This window comes from Phenylobacterium sp., assembly GCF_031425575.1.
Classification (GTDB): domain Bacteria; phylum Pseudomonadota; class Alphaproteobacteria; order Caulobacterales; family Caulobacteraceae; genus Phenylobacterium.
The window spans coordinates 1-16,161 of sequence record NZ_JANPJP010000061.1 but is presented as its reverse complement, the minus strand read 5'-3'; the positions used below and the strand labels follow the sequence as shown (position 1 = coordinate 16,161).

Below are 16,161 nucleotides of genomic sequence, written 5' to 3'. Positions count from 1 at the left end.
CGCTCCTCCCGGCGGCGGCCGGGACCCAGATTCACTTCCACCCACCGAGCTCGATCATCGTTCGTGTGGTTCGTGTGGTTCGTGGACAATCTTGATCAGCCGCGCGGCGTCGCGGTCCGAAGAATTGGAACCACGAACCACACGAACAGGGGTCCTGATCGACGCTCCAGGATGATCTGCGTCCCGGCTTCGCCGGGAGAAGAGTTGGTGAGCTGCGAGCGCTGACTACGGCGCCTTCGCCACGCCCTCGCGTCTCGGGTCGGCAGCGCCCATCAGGCCCGTGGGCGTCATGACGATGGCGTGCAGGCCGGAGTCTTCGCCCCCGCCGGGTCTCAGGGTGACGCCCTTGGCGGCCAGGGCCTCCACCACGCCGGCCGGGAACTTGGCCGGTTCGGCGGCATAGGTGTCGCCGCGCGCGATCAGGTTGGGCAGGGCGATGGCCTGGTCGATGGGCAGCTTCCAGTCGAGGAAGGCCACCAGGGCTTTCAGGTTATAGGCCAGGATCGCCGAGCCGCCAGGGGACCCCACGGCGGCGACGAACCGGCCGTCCTTGTCCAGGACCACGGCCGGGGCCATCGAGGAGCGCGGGCGCTTGCCGCCCGCCACCGCGTTGGCCGCCGGGACCCCGTTCTTGTCCTTCGGCGCGAAGGAGAAGTCGGTCAGCTGATTGTTCAGGAAGAAGCCGTTCACCATCCGGCCGTTGCCGAAGATGCTTTCGACCGTGGTGGTCATGGAGACGGCGTTCCCCGCCGCGTCGACGATCACCAGGTGCGAGGTGCCGGCGGGCTCAAGAGTGGCGTCCGGCGCGCGGACGCCGGCGCCCCTGGGCTTGCCGGGGCCGGGCGCCGGACCGGCGGTGTCGGGCGCGATCAGGGCCGCGCGGGTGGCCGCATAGGCGGGGTCGAGCAGGCCCGCCGTGGGCACGTCCACGAAGTCCGGATCGCCCATATAGCGGTCGCGGTCGGCGTACATCAGCCGGCTGGCCTGGGAAAACAGGTACCAGCCCTGGGCGTCGTTGGGATGGGCCGCGATGTCGGTGTGTTCCAGGATAGCCAGGCCCTCCAGCACGGCGGGACCGCCGGAGGGGGCCGGGGGCGTGCAGACCACATAGATCCTGAATGGCTGGCAGGTCGCGTCAGTGACCTTGGGCTTGTAGCTCTTGAGGTCCGCCAGGGTCATGGCGCCGGGCCGGTCACCCTGCTGCAGGCGCGCGACGATGGCCTCGGCCACGGGACCCTCAAGGATCGCCTTGGGGCCCTCGGCGGCGATCTTACGGACCGTCGCGGCGTAGGCCGGGTTCCTCAGGGTGTCCCCCGCCTTCATGCGGGTTCCGTCGGGATTGGCGAAATAGGCCACGGCGTCCGGGGCGCTGGTCTGAGGGAAACGGCCGGCGATCATGCCCGCCAGGCGCGGGCTGACGGTGAAGCCCTGGTCGCCCAGCTTCTCGGCGTCGGCGAACAGAGTGTTCCAGGGCAGCTTGCCGTGCTGGGACTGCGCCAGGGACAGCATGGCGACCGCGCCGGGAACGCCGGTGGAGCGGCCGCTCATCAGGGCGGCGGCGTAGGGCAGGGGTTTGCCGGTCTCGTCCAGGAACAGGGCGTCGGTGGCGGCGGCGGGCGCGGTCTCGCGGCCGTTATAGGCGGTCACCTTGCGGGTCTTGGCGTCGTAATAGGTCAGGAAGGCGCCGCCCCCGAGGCCCGAGCTCTGCGGCTCCACCAGGCCCAGTACCGCCTGCACGGCGACCGCGGCGTCCACCGCCGAGCCGCCCCGGCGCAGCACGCCGACGCCAGCCTCCACCGCCAGCGGATTGGCGGCCGCCACCATGCCCGTTCCGACGCCAGGCGTCGGGGCGGAAGGGGGGGGTGTCAGGGAGGCGCAGGCGCTGGCCAGGCCGGCCAGCAGGACAATGCTCAGGCGCTTGAGTTGCGACACGGACGGACCACGCGGAAATGAGGGGACTGGAAATGAGAGCGGCGTCACCATAGCGACGCACGCGTGGACAACAAACGCCAAGCCATGCTCTTCGTTCGCTCATGAGCCAAAAGCCCCCAGCCGCTCCTGGAACGCGCAATCTGATCACCGATGTGCCCGGTCTGACGGTCGGCCAGGCGCAGGATGTGGCCGCCCGCACCGGGGTCACCGTCATACTGCCCGACGACCGCGCCGTGGCGGCCTGCGACGTGCGCGGCGGCGGGCCGGGCACGCGGGAGACCGACGCCCTGGCGCCGGAGAACCTGGTTGAGGCCATCGACGCCATCGTGCTGTCCGGCGGCTCGGTCTATGGCCTGGCCGCCGCCGACGGCGTGGTGAGCTGGCTGGGCGCCCGGGGCCGGGGCTATGGCCTGGTCGATCGGCCCGGCGTGCCGAAGTCGCCAGTGGTCCCGGGCGCCATTCTCTACGACGTCGCCAACGGGGGTGACCGCGCCTGGGGCGAGGATCCGCCCTATCGCCGCCTGGGCCGCGAGGCTGTCGAGAGCGCCGGGCTCGACTTCGCCCTGGGCGCCACAGGCGCTGGGACGGGCGCGATGGCCGGCGCCCTGAAGGGCGGTACGGGGTCAGCCTCGATCATCGCCGCCGACGGGATCGCCGTGGGCGCCCTGGCCTGCGTCAACAGCTTCGGCTCGGTGGTGTCCGGCGACGGGCGCACCTTCTGGGCCGCGCCCTTCGAGTTGAACGGCGAGTTCGGCGGCCTGGGCTCGGCGGGTCTCTCGGCGCGGCCCGACATCTGGGACCTGGCCAAGGCCGATCCCCAGGCCCGCATGAACACCACCATCGCCTGCGTCGCCACCGACGTGGCCCTGACGCCCGCCCAGGCCAAGCGGGTGGCGGTCATGGCCCAGGACGGTCTGGCCCGCGCCATCCGCCCCATCCACGCCCCCTTCGACGGCGACGTGGTCTTCGCGATGTCCACCGGTGTCAGGCTCCTGGAGGGCGGCGATTTCACCGTCGCCCGCATCGGGGCTCTCGCCGCCGACTGCCTGGCCCGGGCCGTGGCCCGGGCGGTCTATGAGGCGACGCCCTGGCCCGGTTCTGACGTACGCTGCTGGAAAGACCTGTAGGCGGGCTGCACGAACGCAGAGCCTGTCTTCATTTTTGCCGAGTGAATCCGCTAAGCTTAGCCGTTAAGTGACCCGCCTTTCGAGGAGACGCCCAATGGCTTGGATGAGGACGACGGCGGCGGTCAGTGTGATCGCTCTCACCGCCGGCGCGGCCAACGCGCAGCAGAAGCAGGTCGTGACCGGCCCGGTCGCCACCTATTGGATGAGCGCCCAGACCCAGTCCGGCTTCGGCGCCGGCATGGGGGCTCCGGGCGCCATGCCGTCCATGAGCCAGATGATGGGCGCCATGAGCGGCGGCGGCGCCAGCAAGAGCCTGACCCTGCAGCTTGGCTCGTCGCGCAAGCCGGCGGGCGAACCGACCGCCGAACATCTGCCGCCCCAGGCCCTGCGGGCAGGTCCGACCCTGCCCCTGCTGACGCCGCGCGCCCAGCCCGTGCAGCGCACGGAGGAGACCCCGACCTTCTCCCGCGACTTCCAGAAGCCCAAGGGCCGAATGCTGATCTTCTGGGGTTGTGGCGAGCGCGCCCGTCCCGGCCAGCCCCTGGTGATCGACTTCGCCAAGATGGCCGACGGCAAACTCCCCGCCGGGATGGAGGCCGTGAGCCGGGGCCTCAATGTCACGCCGATGCAGCCGCCGTCGCCCAGCCGCAACGCCACCTACGGTGAGTGGCCCAACGAAAAGGCCCGCACCAGCGTGCCGGGGAACGGCTCCCTGGTGGGCGAGCACCGGATCCGCGGGACCTATTCGCCGGACATCGCCTTCAGCCTGAACGGCGCCCAGGATTTCCTGGGGCCGCTGAACCTCACCACCAACGCCGTCAGCGCCAGCGGCGCCGGGCAGCTCGGCTGGGGCGCTGTCACGGGCGCCCAGGCCTATCTGGCGACGGCCATCGGCGGCGGCCAGGACGACACCATGGTGCTGTGGACCTCCAGCGAGGTGCAGGCCTCGGCCTTTTCCCTGCCTGACTATCTCAGCAATGGAGACATCAGCCGGCTGGTGGCGAGTCGCGCCCTGATGGGCCCCCAGACCACGGCCTGCACGGTGCCTCAGGAGGTGGTGAAGGCCGCGCCCCAGGCCATGGTGCAGCTGGCCGCCTATGGGAACGAGACCAACCTCTCCTATCCCGAGCGGCCGAAGGACCCCAAGGTCGCCTGGAACATCGAGTGGACTGTGAAGGTCCGCTACAAGTCCCAGACCGGCGGCCTGCTGGGGATGGAGATGCCCGGCGCCCGCCAGCAGGGCCAGCGGCCGGTCATGGTCCCTGGCGGCCAGGAGCAAGAGGAGCCGACCGCGGCGGAGGCCATCGGCGGCGCCTTGCTGCGCGGTCTGGGAGGTCGTATTCCCCGCTTCTGACCGGGCGGGAACGGCCCTCTGAGCGTGGGGGCGGACCTTTGGCGTCGCGACTGGCGATCTACCATCCGTCGGGCCAGTTCAACCTGGTCAACAACCCCTTCGGCAAGGATGTCGCCAACCTGGAGCTGTTCCGGGCGCTCGCAGCCCACGGCGGTTTCGACCAGGTCAGCTTCCTCAGCCAGGCCAATATCTCGGGCGCCGACCTGCGTAAGGGCCTGCTGGGGGACGCGCCCGGCGGGGCGGCCCTGACCACGGGCAGCTTGCTGGCCCAGGGCGTTGTGGCGCAGTCGGGGACCCTGCTGCGGGGAACGCCTGCGCTCTCGGACATCTCCTGGCTGCGGCGGCGCGCGGTCGGCGACCGGGCCTACAGCCTGATGGGCCTGGTCCACACCCTGGCGCCGCCGGCCCTGCGCGCCGACATGGCCACGGCCGTCACCTCGCCGATCCAGCCCTGGGACGCGCTGATCTGCACCTCGCTCTCGGTGCAGGACGCCCTGAACCGGATGTTCGATGAGTACTCGGGCTTCCTGGCCGAGCGCTTCGGCGGGACCAAGAACCCCAAGCCCTACCTGCCTCTGATCCCGCTGGGGGTGGACCAGCCCGCCATCCAGGCCCGGGCCGACCGGCCTGAGGTGCGCGCCCGGCTGCGTGAGGAACTGGCTATCGGCGAGGCCGACATCCTGGTCCTGTGGCTCGGCCGGCTGTCTTTCTTCGAGAAGGCCGCGCCCCAGCCCATGTTCCGCGCCATCGAGGGGGCCGCCCAGGCCAGCGGCGTGAAGGTCCACTTCGCCATGGTCGGCTGGTTCCCCAACGGCGATCAGGACCGCGTGCGCTATCAGGCCGCCGCCGACGCCTACGCCCCCTCGGTGGCGGTCCACTTCCTGGACGGCAACGACCAGGGCCGGGTGGGGTCGTTCTGGGCCGCCTCGGACATCTTCATCTCCCTGGTGGACAACATCCAGGAAACCTTCGGCATCACCCCGGTGGAGGCGATGGCCGCGGGCCTGCCCGTCGTGGTCAGCGACTGGGACGGCTATCGCTTTACGGTGCAGGACGGCGAGCAGGGCTTCCTGATCCCGACCCTGGGCGGACCGCCGGGCGGGCCCAGCGTCGGGGCCGCCGAGCGCCACATCCTGGGCCTGGACGCCTACCAGCTCTATGTGGGGGCCTTGGCCCAGCACACGGCGGTCCACGTGGGCCGCGCCGCCGAGGCCATCGCCGCCCTGATCGCCTCGTGCGACCTGCGCCGCCGCATGGGGGAGGCCGGCCGCAAGCGCGTCCGCGAGGTCTTCGACTGGCCGGTGGTGGCCCGCCAGTACGCAGGCCTGGCCGATGAATTGACCGCGATCCGCGAGGCCTCGCCCACTGACAGCACAAAGGGCCGATTCAATCCCGTTAAGGGCGACCCGAACAGCGATTTCGCGGGCTTCCCCAACCAGGTTCAGGGCCTGGAGACCCTGCTTCACGTCCGGTCTGGCGTCACGTCGGCGGACGTCGATCGCGCCATGGGGCTGGATCTGGACCGCTTCGCCAGCTCCTGGCGCTGCACGGGACCCGAATGCGCGCAGGTCCTGGAGATCCTTGGGACCGAGACCCGCTCAGTCAGGGATGTCCTGCTGGCCTTCCCCGTCGAACGGCGGCGGCTGGTTCAGATGGGCCTGATGTGGATGTGCAAGCTCGGGATGCTGGACTGGCTGTAGGCCGTCAGCCCGGAGCGGACCTCCCGGCCTAGGGGTTGATCTTGCGCGTGTAGAGCTGGCCGATCGGGGCGCCCATGAAGATGTTCATCTTGCGCTGGAAGATGTTCATGAAGGCGTCAATGGCGGGCTTGGGCATCATCAGAACGTCCTGGGAGCCCGGCTTGTCCATGGACCACAGGTAGTCGTCGAAGATCATCAGGCCGCCGACCTTCAGCACCTGGAACGCCATCACCGCGTCCATCAGCACGTCGGGCGCCTGGTGCGAACCGTCGATATAGACCAGGTCGAAATACTCGGTCTTGCCCTCGGCGATCAGCTTGGCCAGGGCCAGGTTGGAGAAGGTCTTCAGCTTGTGGATCTCGACCTTGTGCGGTGTCGTGCCCTGGGCGATCTCGATATTGCGGTCGAAGCGCTTCTCCACGTCCGACATGTCGGTCTCGATCTGGCCGCCCTTCTGGTGCTCGATCCCGCCGCCCCAAGTGTCGGCGCACCAGATCTCGATGTCGCCGCCGGCCGCGATCGAGCAGTACTCCACCATCCAGACCGTGGAGCGGCCCTCGAAGGACCCGATCTCGAGGATCTTGCGCGGCTTGTTCTTGTCGACGATCTGCCGCCAAGTCGGGAGATTGCCCGTGAACCAGTCCCTGGAGAATTCGTAGATGGGGATGGTCGGGGCGTTCGCGGTGTCGGTCATGGTGATCGCCTCTTGGGCGGACTCCGGGCCCACCTCTTGTTTCACCGTCCCGTATGTTTGCTCGCTCTGGGCGCGTCAAGTTGGCCAAGGCCACCACGCCGGCTCGAAAGGTGCGAGATCGTGGTTGAATCGCGCCCGGCGAACCGCTAGATACCCGCCCTTCGCCGAAAGGCGATGTGCGCGCCCGTAGCTCAGCTGGATAGAGCATCAGACTACGAATCTGAGGGTCGGACGTTCGAATCGTTCCGGGCGCGCCAATTTCTTCTCTTAGGTCAGCGACTCAGCGACGGCGGCCTCGTAGGCCGACTGCAGCTTGGCGAAGACCGACTCCCTGGGCGCCGGCGCCCCCAGGTGGAGGTGGCGCAGTTCCTCCATGAAGTCCGACCATAGCTGGGGACCTCCGTCCTCGAGGATCTGGGCGCGGACCGAGAGCTCCCTGGAGGCCGGCGTATGGCGCAGGCCCCAGCCGCCCATGTGGGCCAGCAGGGGCACCAGGGCGATTGAGGCCTCGGTCAGGCTGTAGATGACCTTCTGCCTGTGGCTGGGATCGTCCCGGCGGGACACCAGGCCGGCCTTCTCCAGGCGCGCCAGGCGGTTGGCCAGGATGTTGGAGGCGATGCCCTCTTCGGACCGGGTCAGCAACTCGCGGAAGTGACGGCGGTCGCCGAACATCAGGTCGCGGATGACAATCAGGCTCCAGCGATCCCCCAGGGTCTCGAGAGTCAGATTGATCGGGCAGCCAGAGCGTGAGGCGTTCATGCGCCCTCCAAAACCAATTGCAATATAAAATCAGTCGACCTAGCCTGCAACCGATTGCATAACGAAATCAGACCGGTGCGAGCGCGAAGAGGAGGCAGGATGGCCAAGCTGGTGTTCGGAATGAACCAGTCCCTGGACGGCTACGTGGACCACATGGCGTTCGGGCCGAGCCCAACCCTCTTCCGCCACTTCATTAAGGAGGCGCAGGGGCAGGCGGGCAGCCTGTACGGCCGCCACCTTTACGAGATCATGAGCTACTGGGACGACGATCATCCGGAATGGGATGACGATAGACGCGCCTTCGCCGTGGCCTGGCGCCGCCAGCCGAAGTGGGTTGTCTCGCGAACCTTGAAGTCGGTCGGTCCCAACGCCACCCTGGTCGGCGAGGATCTCGGAGGCGCGATCCGGACACTGAAGGCCGAGCGCGAGGGGGAGATCGAGGTCGCTGGTCCTGAACTGGCGCGCAGCCTGACCGAACTTGGCCTCATCGATGAGTATCGAATCTATCTGCACCCCGTCGTGCTGGGGCGCGGCACGCCCTACTTCGCCGGCCCCAGGCCACCGCTGCGTTTGGTGACCCATGATCGGATCGGGGAGGATGTGATCCGGTTGACCTATGTTCCCGCCTAGGCTTGGCCCTGCGACGCTATGACGGCGCCGCCCGCTGTTCCGCGGGTTCGCACGTTGCGGCCGAAGGCGCGGCGGGCGTCGGGTCGAGAGCCTCCATGAGGGCCTCGTAGAGACGTTCGAAACTGATCGGCTTGGCGACGTAGTCGTCCATGCCGGCGGCGCGATAGTCGGCGACCTGGTGCATCATGACATTGGCGGTCAGGGCGACAATCGGGATTCGGCCGCGCCCGGTCTCCCGCTCGCGGCGACGGATCTGGCGCACCGCCTCCACGCCGCCAATGCCCGGCATCTGGATATCCATCAGGACCACGTCGAAGCTCTCGCCCTCCCAGGCCGTGACGGCCTCCTCGCCGCTGGCCACCTGGATCAACTCCGCCCCAAGGGGCTCAAGCAGCGCCTGAAGCACCAACCGATTGGTGGGGTTGTCCTCGGCCGCCAGGATGCGCACCGCCGCCTGGAGCTCCTGCGGCTCGTCCGCCAACCCGGATGCGCTGAAGGTGGGGGGGCCAAGCATGGCGATCGGCAGCCGGAGCGAGAAACTGGTCCCTCGGCCCGGTTCGCTCTCCAGGGACAGGTCGCCGCCCATGAGGCCCACGAGATCCCGGCTGATCGCCAGGCCAAGGCCCGTACCCCCGAACCGGCGCGTGACCGAGGCGTCGGCCTGCGAGAACTTGGTGAACAGCTCCGCCTGCCGCTCGGCGGGAATTCCGATGCCCGAGTCTGTGATGCTGATGGCGACGCCATCGGCCACTCTGGCCACCTGCACCACCACGCCTCCGCGCTGGGTGAATTTCACCGCGTTGGACATCAGGTTTCCCATCACCTGCCGCAGCCGCAGCGCATCGCCCTTCCACACCCCCTCCGCGGCCGGATCGAAGAACAGTCTGAACTCCAGATCCTTCTGCATGGCCAGCAATTCGAAGGGCTTGCAGGCCGCCTCGATGGCCTCCCGGAGGTCGAAGTCGACGTCCTCAAGGGTCATCTTCCCCGCCTCGATCTTCGAGAAATCGAGCACGTCGTTGAGTGTCGCCATCAGGGTTTCGCCTGACCGGCGGATGATTTCCAGATGGGCCCGGTTTTCCGCCGAAAGCTCGCCGCGGCCCATGACCTGGGCCATGCCTAGGATGCCGTTCAGCGGCGTGCGGATCTCGTGGCTGACATTGGCCAGGAATGCGCTCTTGGCGGTGTTCGCGGCGTCCGCCAGCGTCCGGGCGCGCAGCATTTCTTGCTCGGCGAGCTTGCGCTCGGTGATGTTCTGCAGAGCGCCGACCAGGCGAAGCGGCCGCCCGGCCTCATCAAGTTCCAGGCGGCAGGTCGAGAAGGCCCAGACGTCCTTGCCGTCCGCGCGGGCGACGCGGTACTCGGTCCGGTAAGGGACGCCTGTCCGCTGCGCGTCGGCCCAGGTCTGGGTCGCCAGCTCCCGGTCCCGGGGATCAACGCTGCTGAACGGGTCTCTCCACATCTGCTCATAGGTGAGGCCACGCTCGAAGAAGGTCGCCTCGGGGCCATCCGAAAGGACGCTGCGCTCGTGAAAGTCCACCTCGTAAACCAGGATCTCCGCCATCTCGACCGCCATCCGCAGGCGTCGCTCCGCGCGCGCCAGGTCGCGTCGCGCCGCGTGCGCCTCGGTGATGTCCTGGGCCGCGCCGCGGATGGCCGTGCACACGCCATTTTCAAAGACCGGCTCGCCGAACACACGGATCGGCGCCCTCGTCCCATCGAACTTGGTCACTTCGCTGGTGAAGGTTATCCGCTCGCCGGTGGCGGCGGCGTGAGCCAGGAGGTCTCGGATGCGCGGCCGTTCCGCCTCCGGATAGATGCCCATGGCTTCATCGAGCTGGATGGGTCGCGGGGTCCCACCCAGGATCTCCCAGATCTCCTGCGACCAGTCGACAAGCTGGCTCTCTAGGGAGATCTCCCACCCGCCGATCTTTGCGACCCGCCCCACCGCACGCAGCGCCGCGGCGGTCTTGGTCAAGGCGGCGCGCCGCTCCTCGGCTTCGGCCCGCGCGGTCTGCAAGTCTGAGACATCTCGCGACGTGACGAGGAGGGCCTCCATCTCGCCGTCCTCGCCGACCAGCGGGGCGACGACCACGTCCCAATGCTTAAGGTGACCTCGAGCGGTCGGGCATGACGCAAAAAAGCGATCGCCACGTTGGGCTGCGCCGTTCGCGACGGCCGCCCTGACCTGCGCCCGGGAAGACTCCGGCCACATCTCGACCCACACCTGGCCAAGGACGTCCTCGGGGCGATCCAGTTCCAGCAACCGGCATCCGCCAGAGTTCACATAGCTGATCCTGCCGTCGAGACCGACGAGCTTGACGCAGTCCTGGCTCGCCTCCAGGGCCGCCCACAGCATTGGCTGCCGTTTCAGAAGGTTACTCATGCAACTCGTTCCTACACTTCGGGCGCCGCGCACTATTGGGATAGCGACGTCGATCCTCCACTCCACGCGAGCGAGCTTGCCGAACCGTAAAGCCCGGCGACTTCCACGGCCTGAAGGGGCAGCATGTGGCGTTCGGCCGCTGGCGGCCGCCAGCCTGGGAGAGACATCATTCGCATCCACTGGACAATACTGGCCGCCGCCGGGGGCCTCGCCCTCACCAGCGCCTGCAGTCCGCAGCAGCCCTCCGCCAAGCCTCCCGCCGCGCCGCCCACGGCGGCGGGTTCGGCCCTGCGCTCAGCCCCGGAGTTCGCGGCCTGCGCCTGGCAGGAGGTGAAGGGCGCCCGGCTTGCCATGCAGGCCTTCGCCTGCGGACCCGAGCAAGGCGGACAACACATTGAGGCCGATGATAGCCTCCCGGGCTTCCGCCTGGTCTACGACGGTCCGCCGCCCGAGCGCCGCGCCGTGGTGCGCACCTTCCCCAAGCCTGCTGACGCGCCCCTGGAGGCGATCCTGCCGGCGATCCGCGCGGCGTCCCCCGGCCCCCACACGGCGACCTGCGCCTTTGCTCCGGCCCAGGGCTATGACGACAAGGACAGGGGCCGTTTCGTGCTGGAGCCCACCGGCGCGGCCAAGGCCTCCTGGGAGGCCAGCCTGGCGGTGGAGCCTGGGGATCCGCCCTGTGGGCCCATGGGCGTCTCGGCGGCTGGGAACCGATACTTCAAGGTGGCGCCCGGCCACCCCGACCTCGTGGTCTATGCCGACGTGGGCAGCGAGATTCAGATCTTCGACCCCGAGACCCTGCGGGTGATCGCGCCCTGACCGCGTCTATTGCGGCAGCCGGGTGGTCATCGGGACCTCCGGATCGGTCGGCGGCGGGACCGCCGGGGCGGGGGCCGGCGGCGCGGGCGCCAGGACGATGGGCGGTGCGACAAGGGGCGGCGGGGTGATGGGGGCCGCCGACGGCTCAGCCTCCGGCGCAACGCGCCTTGTCGGTCGCGTGGTCGACGGCCTGACCGCGCGAGCTGACGTCGCGGCCGTCGCCGTGGCCACGGGCGAAGGCGCGACCTCGGGCTCGGCGACCGCCGCTTGTGGGGGCTGGACCGGGGCCACCGGCGCCGCGGCGGCGGCCGGTTCCGGCGCAGGCGGGTCCCGGCCCAACAGCAGCATGCCGACCACCACGATCGCGGCGATCACCAGTCCGATCCCCGCGACGGGCGGGAAGGGCAGGCCGCCGGCCCGGGCTTTGGGCGCGGCGCTGGCGCGGGCCAGCACGGAGCCGGTCGCCAGAGGCCGATCGTGGGGTTCCGCCGCGATCTCTGGTGCGGTTGCGGGGCTGGGCTCTGGAGCGATCACGGGTGGTGGCGCTGGCGGCGGCGCGACAGCCGCGGGCCGCGGCTGAGACACCAGGCCCCCGGTCAGGATGTTGCGGGGCGCGAGGGAGGGCGTCGGGACGCGGATCTGGTTGGTCGGCCGGGGCGCGCGTTTGACCGGGGTGCTGATGCCAAAGGTGGTCGGCGGCTGCCGGCCCCAGGCGCCGCGGGGCGTACCGAACGGGTTGTCGTCCTGACCGGGCGGCATGTGATCTCCAAATGGTCCCCGATGTGGGGCGTCGTGCCTCGGGACTTGGACCGATCTATGACGGGCGCGGCGCGAACAGGCGGCGGAACCGCTCCACCACCACCGGCGACAGGGCGGCCATCACCCCGCCGGCGTCGGCGACCCAGTTGCGGATCGACACCTCGGGGACGCCGCCGCGGACATAATGGAGCACCGACAGGACCAGGGCGAAGGCCAGATAGCCCATGGCGATCCTGCGGAGCGGCATGCGGGGCATGGCCGCGAGACCGGCGCAGACCGCGACATAGAAGGCCGCGAAGTGCTCCAGATAGTGCGACTGGAACAGCTTGGGGGTCAGCCAGCCGGGCGCGATCGAGGCCAGGAAGATGGCCAGCAGGGTCAGGCTGAACCCCATCCGCGCCAGCACAGCCAGCACACCGGTGTCGGGATAGGTCGCGGGCTCGCTCACTCGGCGGCCGCCTTCACCCCGCCGGGCAGGCGCGAGCGGTGATAGGGCCGGTCACCGAGCACGGTGGCGCGGTTCATGATCCGGCGGTGGGGCAGGTAGTCGTTGACGGCGTAGTGCTGAGTGACCCGGTTGTCCCAGAAGGCGATGGCGTTGTCCTTCCAGCGCCATCGGACCAGGAACTCCGGCTTCTGGATGTGCTCGAACAGCATGTTCAGGATGGCGTCGCTCTCCTTGCGGCGCAGGCCCTTGATGCGGTCGGTGAAGCCGTAGTTGATGAACAGGCCGTCCTCGCCGGTCTCCGGGTGGGTGCGCACCACCGGGTGCAGGACAGGCGGGTTCTCGGCCAGGGCCTTGGCGTGCTTCTCGGCGCCGGCGCCCGCCGCCACGATCCCCTGCTGCGGGAAGCCGCGGGCGAAGTCGTGCACCGCGTCGAGGCCCGACAGGAACTCGCGGAAGGTCGGCGACAGGGCTTCATAGGCCGCCTTCATGTTGGACCAGATGGTGTCGCCGCCGCTGGGGGGCAGGTGCTTGGCGTAGAGGATCGAGGCCATGGGTGGGGTCTGGATGAAGGTGACGTCGGTGTGCCAGCTGTCGTTGTCGGTGGGGTTGTCCTTGTGGTTGTCCAGGATGAACAGCTCAGGCGCCTCGGGCACGCCGGGATAGAGGGGGTGGGTATGCAGCGCGCCAAATCTCGCTGCGAAGTCGCGATGTTGAACGGGCGTGATGTGTTGATCCTCAAAGAAGATCACCTGGTGGGCCAGGAGGGCGGCGCGGACCTGGGTCAGCTGCTCGTCATCCAACCGCTGCGACAGGTCGATCCCCCCGACGACGGCGCCGATGGTGGGGGTGAGCGGTGTCACCTCAAACTTGGCCATGCTTGGTCTCCCTGAGGGCCCTATCTAAGCGCGCCTTGGCCCGGCTTGCCAGGGTGACGATGGGGGAATCATGGCAGCTTGCCGCCATGTCCAGTCCGCCCGGCCTTCCCGAGTTCGACCTGCCGATGATCTTCGCCGACAAGGTGGCGGGCCTGGGCTTCCAGTCCGGCGTGTTCCGGGTGGCCCTGGCGGCCAATGTCTCCAACACTCTCGGCGTGACCGAGGTGGTGAAGTCCGGCTTCCTGATCCTCAGCCCCGAAGGCATGCTGGAGCTGCGCAGTCAGGTCGATCAGCTGCTGGGCGAGCTGGAGCGGCGGGGGCTGATGAACCTCAAGCCTGACAAGTTGGATGGCTAGGTCGTATCGACATTCAGCGCATCCAGATCATGGCGGCAGCGGCGCGATCGGCTCCCACTGACCCTCACTCAACTCATAGCGCTTGGCCGACATCGATAGGGCTCCGTCCAAAGAACGGAGCCCTATGAATCAGACATCTCAGCCCCTGAGGATCCTGAATGTCGATACGACCTAGTCCTTGCTCACCAGCTTGGTGACTTCCGCCACCTGTTCGGGCGTCAGTTTCCAGTCGCCGGCCTTGGCGTTAGCGACGATCTGGTCGATCTTTGTGGCGCCGGCGATCACCGAGCTCACCACCGGGTGACCCAGAATCCAGGCGAAGGCCAGCTCCAGCAGGGTGTGGCCGTTGTCCTGGGCCCAGGCGTCCAGCTTCTCGATCTGGTCGAAGTTCTTGTCGTTCAGGGCCGCGGCGCCGCGGGGCCCCCAGGCCGCCAGGCGGGTGCCCTCGGGCGGCGCCTCGCCGCGGCTGTACTTGCCCGACAGCAGGCCTGAGGCCAGCGGGAAGAACGGCAGGAAGCCCAGGCCGAACGTCTCGCAGGCCGGCAGCACCTCGCGCTCCACGTTGCGCTCAAGCAGGCTGTAATTGTTCTGGGCCGAGACGAATCTCTCCAGCCCACTCGTTTGCGATCTCCAATGTGCGTCGGCGATCTGCCAGCCGGAGAAGTTGGAATTGCCCAGGTAGAGCACCTTGCCGTCGCGGACCAGGTCGTCCAGGGCGCGCAGGGTCTCGTCGATGGGGGTGTCGGGATCGGGGCGGTGCATCTGGTAGAGGTCGATGCGGTCGGTGCCCAGGCGCCTGAGGCTGGCCTCGACGGCGCTGACCACATAGCGGCGCGAACCGCCGGCGTTCTCGCCCATGGCGAACTTGGTGGCCACCACGGCCTTGTCGCGCTTGCCCTTCAGGGCGGCGCCCAGGAATTCCTCGGACTTCGTCCCGCCATAGACGTCAGCTGTGTCGAAGAAGGTGATGCCATTGTCCAGCGCCGCGTCGACGACGGTCTGGGTCTCCTCGGCGCTGATCCGCATCCCGAAATTATTGCAGCCCAGACCGATGGCGCTGACCTTCAGGCCGCTGGTTCCCAATCGCCGCTGTTCCATGTCGCCGCTCCCAATGTCTTTGGTTTCAATGGGCGGAGCATAGGATGCGAATGCGCGACGGCGCTAGTTCACGCGCAGCTGACGACGTCGAGTTGTTCGGCGTCAGCCTCGTCCAGCACGGTCTGGATGGCGATCAGCAGGCGCTCCAGCTCCAGGGGCTTGGGCACCAAGACGTCCATGCCGGCGGCGGCGTACTCGGCCGCATGGTGGGCCATGGCGTTGGCGGTCAGGGCGATGATCGGCGTGCGGCGGTGGTTTTCGTTGCGCTCCCACTCGCGGATCAGGCGGGTGGCGGTGGGGCCGTCCATCACCGGCATCTGCACGTCCATCAGGATCGCGTCCCAGTCGCCGGTGGCCGCGGCCGCCACGGCCAGCTCCCCATTGTCGACGCAGGTCACCTCAACCCCGACCTGGGCGAGCAGGGTGCGCAGCACCAGCTGGTTCATCGGATTGTCCTCGGCCGCCAGGATGCGAAGCGCCGAGCCGTCGCGCAGAGGCGGCGCCTCGAAGGCGTCATCGCGCACCGCCTGGCCGTCGGCGTCGCCGATGCGAGTCAGCGGCAGGCGCACAGTAAAGACCGATCCCCGGCCTGCGACGCTGGCGGCGGCGATCTCTCCGCCCATCAGGGTGGCGAGCTCCCGGCAGATGGCCAGGCCAAGGCCCGATCCACCGAACCGCCGGGTGGTGGAGGTGTCCTCCTGGACGAACTTCTGGAACAGGGCCCCAAGCCGGTCAGCGGCGATGCCAGGGCCGGTGTCGGAGATCTTGAACACCAGGTGCGGCGCCTCGACCGAGACGTCCACCCTTACCTCGCCCCGGTCGGTGAACTTCACCGCATTGGAGACCAGGTTGTAGACGATCTGGCGCACCCGGGTCGGGTCGCCGGCCCAGACGCCCCGGGCCTCCGGCGCCACGGAGACCGCGAAGCTGACGTCCTTCTCGGTGGCCAGGGTGGTGAAGGTGGCGTGTGCGCCTTCCACCAGCTGTTGGACATCCACGGTGGAGTCCTCCAGCTCCAGCCGGCCGGCCTCGATGCGCGAAAGGTCCAGCAGGTCGTTCAGCAGGGCCAGCAGGGTCTCGCCGGCCTGGCGGATCACCGTCAGGCGCTCGCGCTGGATCTGCGGAAGGTCGTCGCGGGCCATGGCCTGGGCCATCCCCAGCACCCCGTTCAGCGGCGTGCGGATCTCGTGGCTCATGGTCGCCAGGAAGGCGGACTTGGCCTCA

At 68.8% G+C, this 16,161-nt stretch carries 15 protein-coding genes and 1 tRNA gene; 7 read left to right on the top strand and 9 right to left on the bottom strand.

The annotated features are described in order from the left end of the window. Positions 1 to 225: 225 nt before the first annotated feature. Positions 226 to 1,983: a gamma-glutamyltransferase gene (gene ggt / locus RMO97_RS03585; protein ID WP_310539184.1), complete on the bottom strand. Its 1,758-nt coding sequence runs from the start codon at positions 1,981 to 1,983 to the stop codon at positions 226 to 228. A gap of 50 nt (positions 1,984 to 2,033) precedes the next feature. Between ggt and RMO97_RS03580 the strand changes: the two genes are divergently transcribed. The 3 genes from RMO97_RS03580 (at position 2,034) to RMO97_RS03570 (ending at position 6,113) form a co-directional block, all read left to right on the top strand. After that, positions 2,034 to 3,059 (top strand): P1 family peptidase, encoded by a 1,026-nt coding sequence (locus RMO97_RS03580; RefSeq protein WP_310539172.1) that lies wholly within the window; start codon positions 2,034 to 2,036, stop codon positions 3,057 to 3,059. A 94-nt stretch (positions 3,060 to 3,153) separates the two neighbouring features. Further along, a complete protein-coding gene (locus RMO97_RS03575) occupies positions 3,154 to 4,413 on the top strand; it encodes a hypothetical protein (RefSeq protein WP_310539171.1) in 1,260 nt (419 codons plus the stop codon). A 38-nt stretch (positions 4,414 to 4,451) separates the two neighbouring features. Further along, positions 4,452 to 6,113 (top strand): glycosyltransferase family 4 protein, encoded by a 1,662-nt coding sequence (locus RMO97_RS03570; RefSeq protein WP_310539170.1) that lies wholly within the window; start codon positions 4,452 to 4,454, stop codon positions 6,111 to 6,113. Between the two features lie 28 nt (positions 6,114 to 6,141). Here RMO97_RS03570 and RMO97_RS03565 read toward each other — a convergent pair whose 3' ends face one another. Further along, complete coding sequence (locus RMO97_RS03565) at positions 6,142 to 6,807, bottom strand: class I SAM-dependent methyltransferase (RefSeq protein ID WP_310539169.1); 666 nt, start codon at positions 6,805 to 6,807, stop codon at positions 6,142 to 6,144. A gap of 180 nt (positions 6,808 to 6,987) precedes the next feature. On the opposite strand from RMO97_RS03565, the gene RMO97_RS03560 reads away from it, so the two are divergent. Next, positions 6,988 to 7,064, top strand: a tRNA-Arg gene (locus tag RMO97_RS03560). A gap of 10 nt (positions 7,065 to 7,074) precedes the next feature. Here RMO97_RS03560 and RMO97_RS03555 read toward each other — a convergent pair. Next, entirely contained in the window at positions 7,075 to 7,566 is a 492-nt protein-coding gene (locus tag RMO97_RS03555; protein WP_310539168.1) for a helix-turn-helix domain-containing protein, read from the bottom strand. A gap of 99 nt (positions 7,567 to 7,665) precedes the next feature. Between RMO97_RS03555 and RMO97_RS03550 the strand changes: the two genes are divergently transcribed. Continuing rightward, positions 7,666 to 8,196, top strand: a complete 531-nt coding sequence (locus tag RMO97_RS03550; protein WP_310539167.1) for a dihydrofolate reductase family protein — start codon at positions 7,666 to 7,668, stop codon at positions 8,194 to 8,196. A gap of 16 nt (positions 8,197 to 8,212) precedes the next feature. Here the strand turns inward: RMO97_RS03550 and RMO97_RS03545 are convergent, their stop codons facing one another. Continuing rightward, entirely contained in the window at positions 8,213 to 10,582 is a 2,370-nt protein-coding gene (locus tag RMO97_RS03545; protein ID WP_310539166.1) for an ATP-binding protein, read from the bottom strand. Positions 10,583 to 10,705: 123 nt separating this feature from the next. On the opposite strand from RMO97_RS03545, the gene RMO97_RS03540 reads away from it, so the two are divergent. Next, positions 10,706 to 11,401, top strand: a complete 696-nt coding sequence (locus RMO97_RS03540; protein ID WP_310539165.1) for a hypothetical protein — start codon at positions 10,706 to 10,708, stop codon at positions 11,399 to 11,401. A gap of 6 nt (positions 11,402 to 11,407) precedes the next feature. On the opposite strand, the gene RMO97_RS03535 is transcribed toward RMO97_RS03540, so the two are convergent. Genes RMO97_RS03535 through tauD form a run of 3 tightly spaced genes read right to left on the bottom strand, consistent with a single transcriptional unit; the run spans position 11,408 to position 13,483 of the window. Beyond that, positions 11,408 to 12,160 (bottom strand): hypothetical protein, encoded by a 753-nt coding sequence (locus tag RMO97_RS03535; protein ID WP_310539164.1) that lies wholly within the window; start codon positions 12,158 to 12,160, stop codon positions 11,408 to 11,410. 55 nt (positions 12,161 to 12,215) lie between these two features. Beyond that, positions 12,216 to 12,608: a hypothetical protein gene (locus RMO97_RS03530; RefSeq protein WP_310539163.1), complete on the bottom strand. Its 393-nt coding sequence runs from the start codon at positions 12,606 to 12,608 to the stop codon at positions 12,216 to 12,218. Further along, positions 12,605 to 13,483 carry a taurine dioxygenase gene (gene tauD, locus RMO97_RS03525; RefSeq protein ID WP_310539162.1) on the bottom strand — a complete coding sequence of 293 codons (879 nt, stop codon included), beginning with the start codon at positions 13,481 to 13,483 and terminating at the stop codon, positions 12,605 to 12,607. Before tauD ends, RMO97_RS03530 begins: the two co-directional genes overlap by 4 nt. 86 nt (positions 13,484 to 13,569) lie before the next feature. Between tauD and RMO97_RS03520 the strand changes: the two genes are divergently transcribed. After that, a complete protein-coding gene (locus tag RMO97_RS03520; RefSeq protein WP_310539161.1) occupies positions 13,570 to 13,839 on the top strand; it encodes a hypothetical protein in 270 nt (89 codons plus the stop codon). A 171-nt stretch (positions 13,840 to 14,010) separates the two neighbouring features. Here the strand turns inward: RMO97_RS03520 and RMO97_RS03515 are convergent, their stop codons facing one another. Continuing rightward, positions 14,011 to 14,937 carry an aldo/keto reductase gene (locus RMO97_RS03515; protein WP_310539160.1) on the bottom strand — a complete coding sequence of 309 codons (927 nt, stop codon included), beginning with the start codon at positions 14,935 to 14,937 and terminating at the stop codon, positions 14,011 to 14,013. A 68-nt stretch (positions 14,938 to 15,005) separates the two neighbouring features. After that, on the bottom strand, positions 15,006 to 16,161 hold a 1,156-nt coding region (locus RMO97_RS03510; RefSeq protein ID WP_310539159.1), incomplete at its 5' end, for an ATP-binding protein.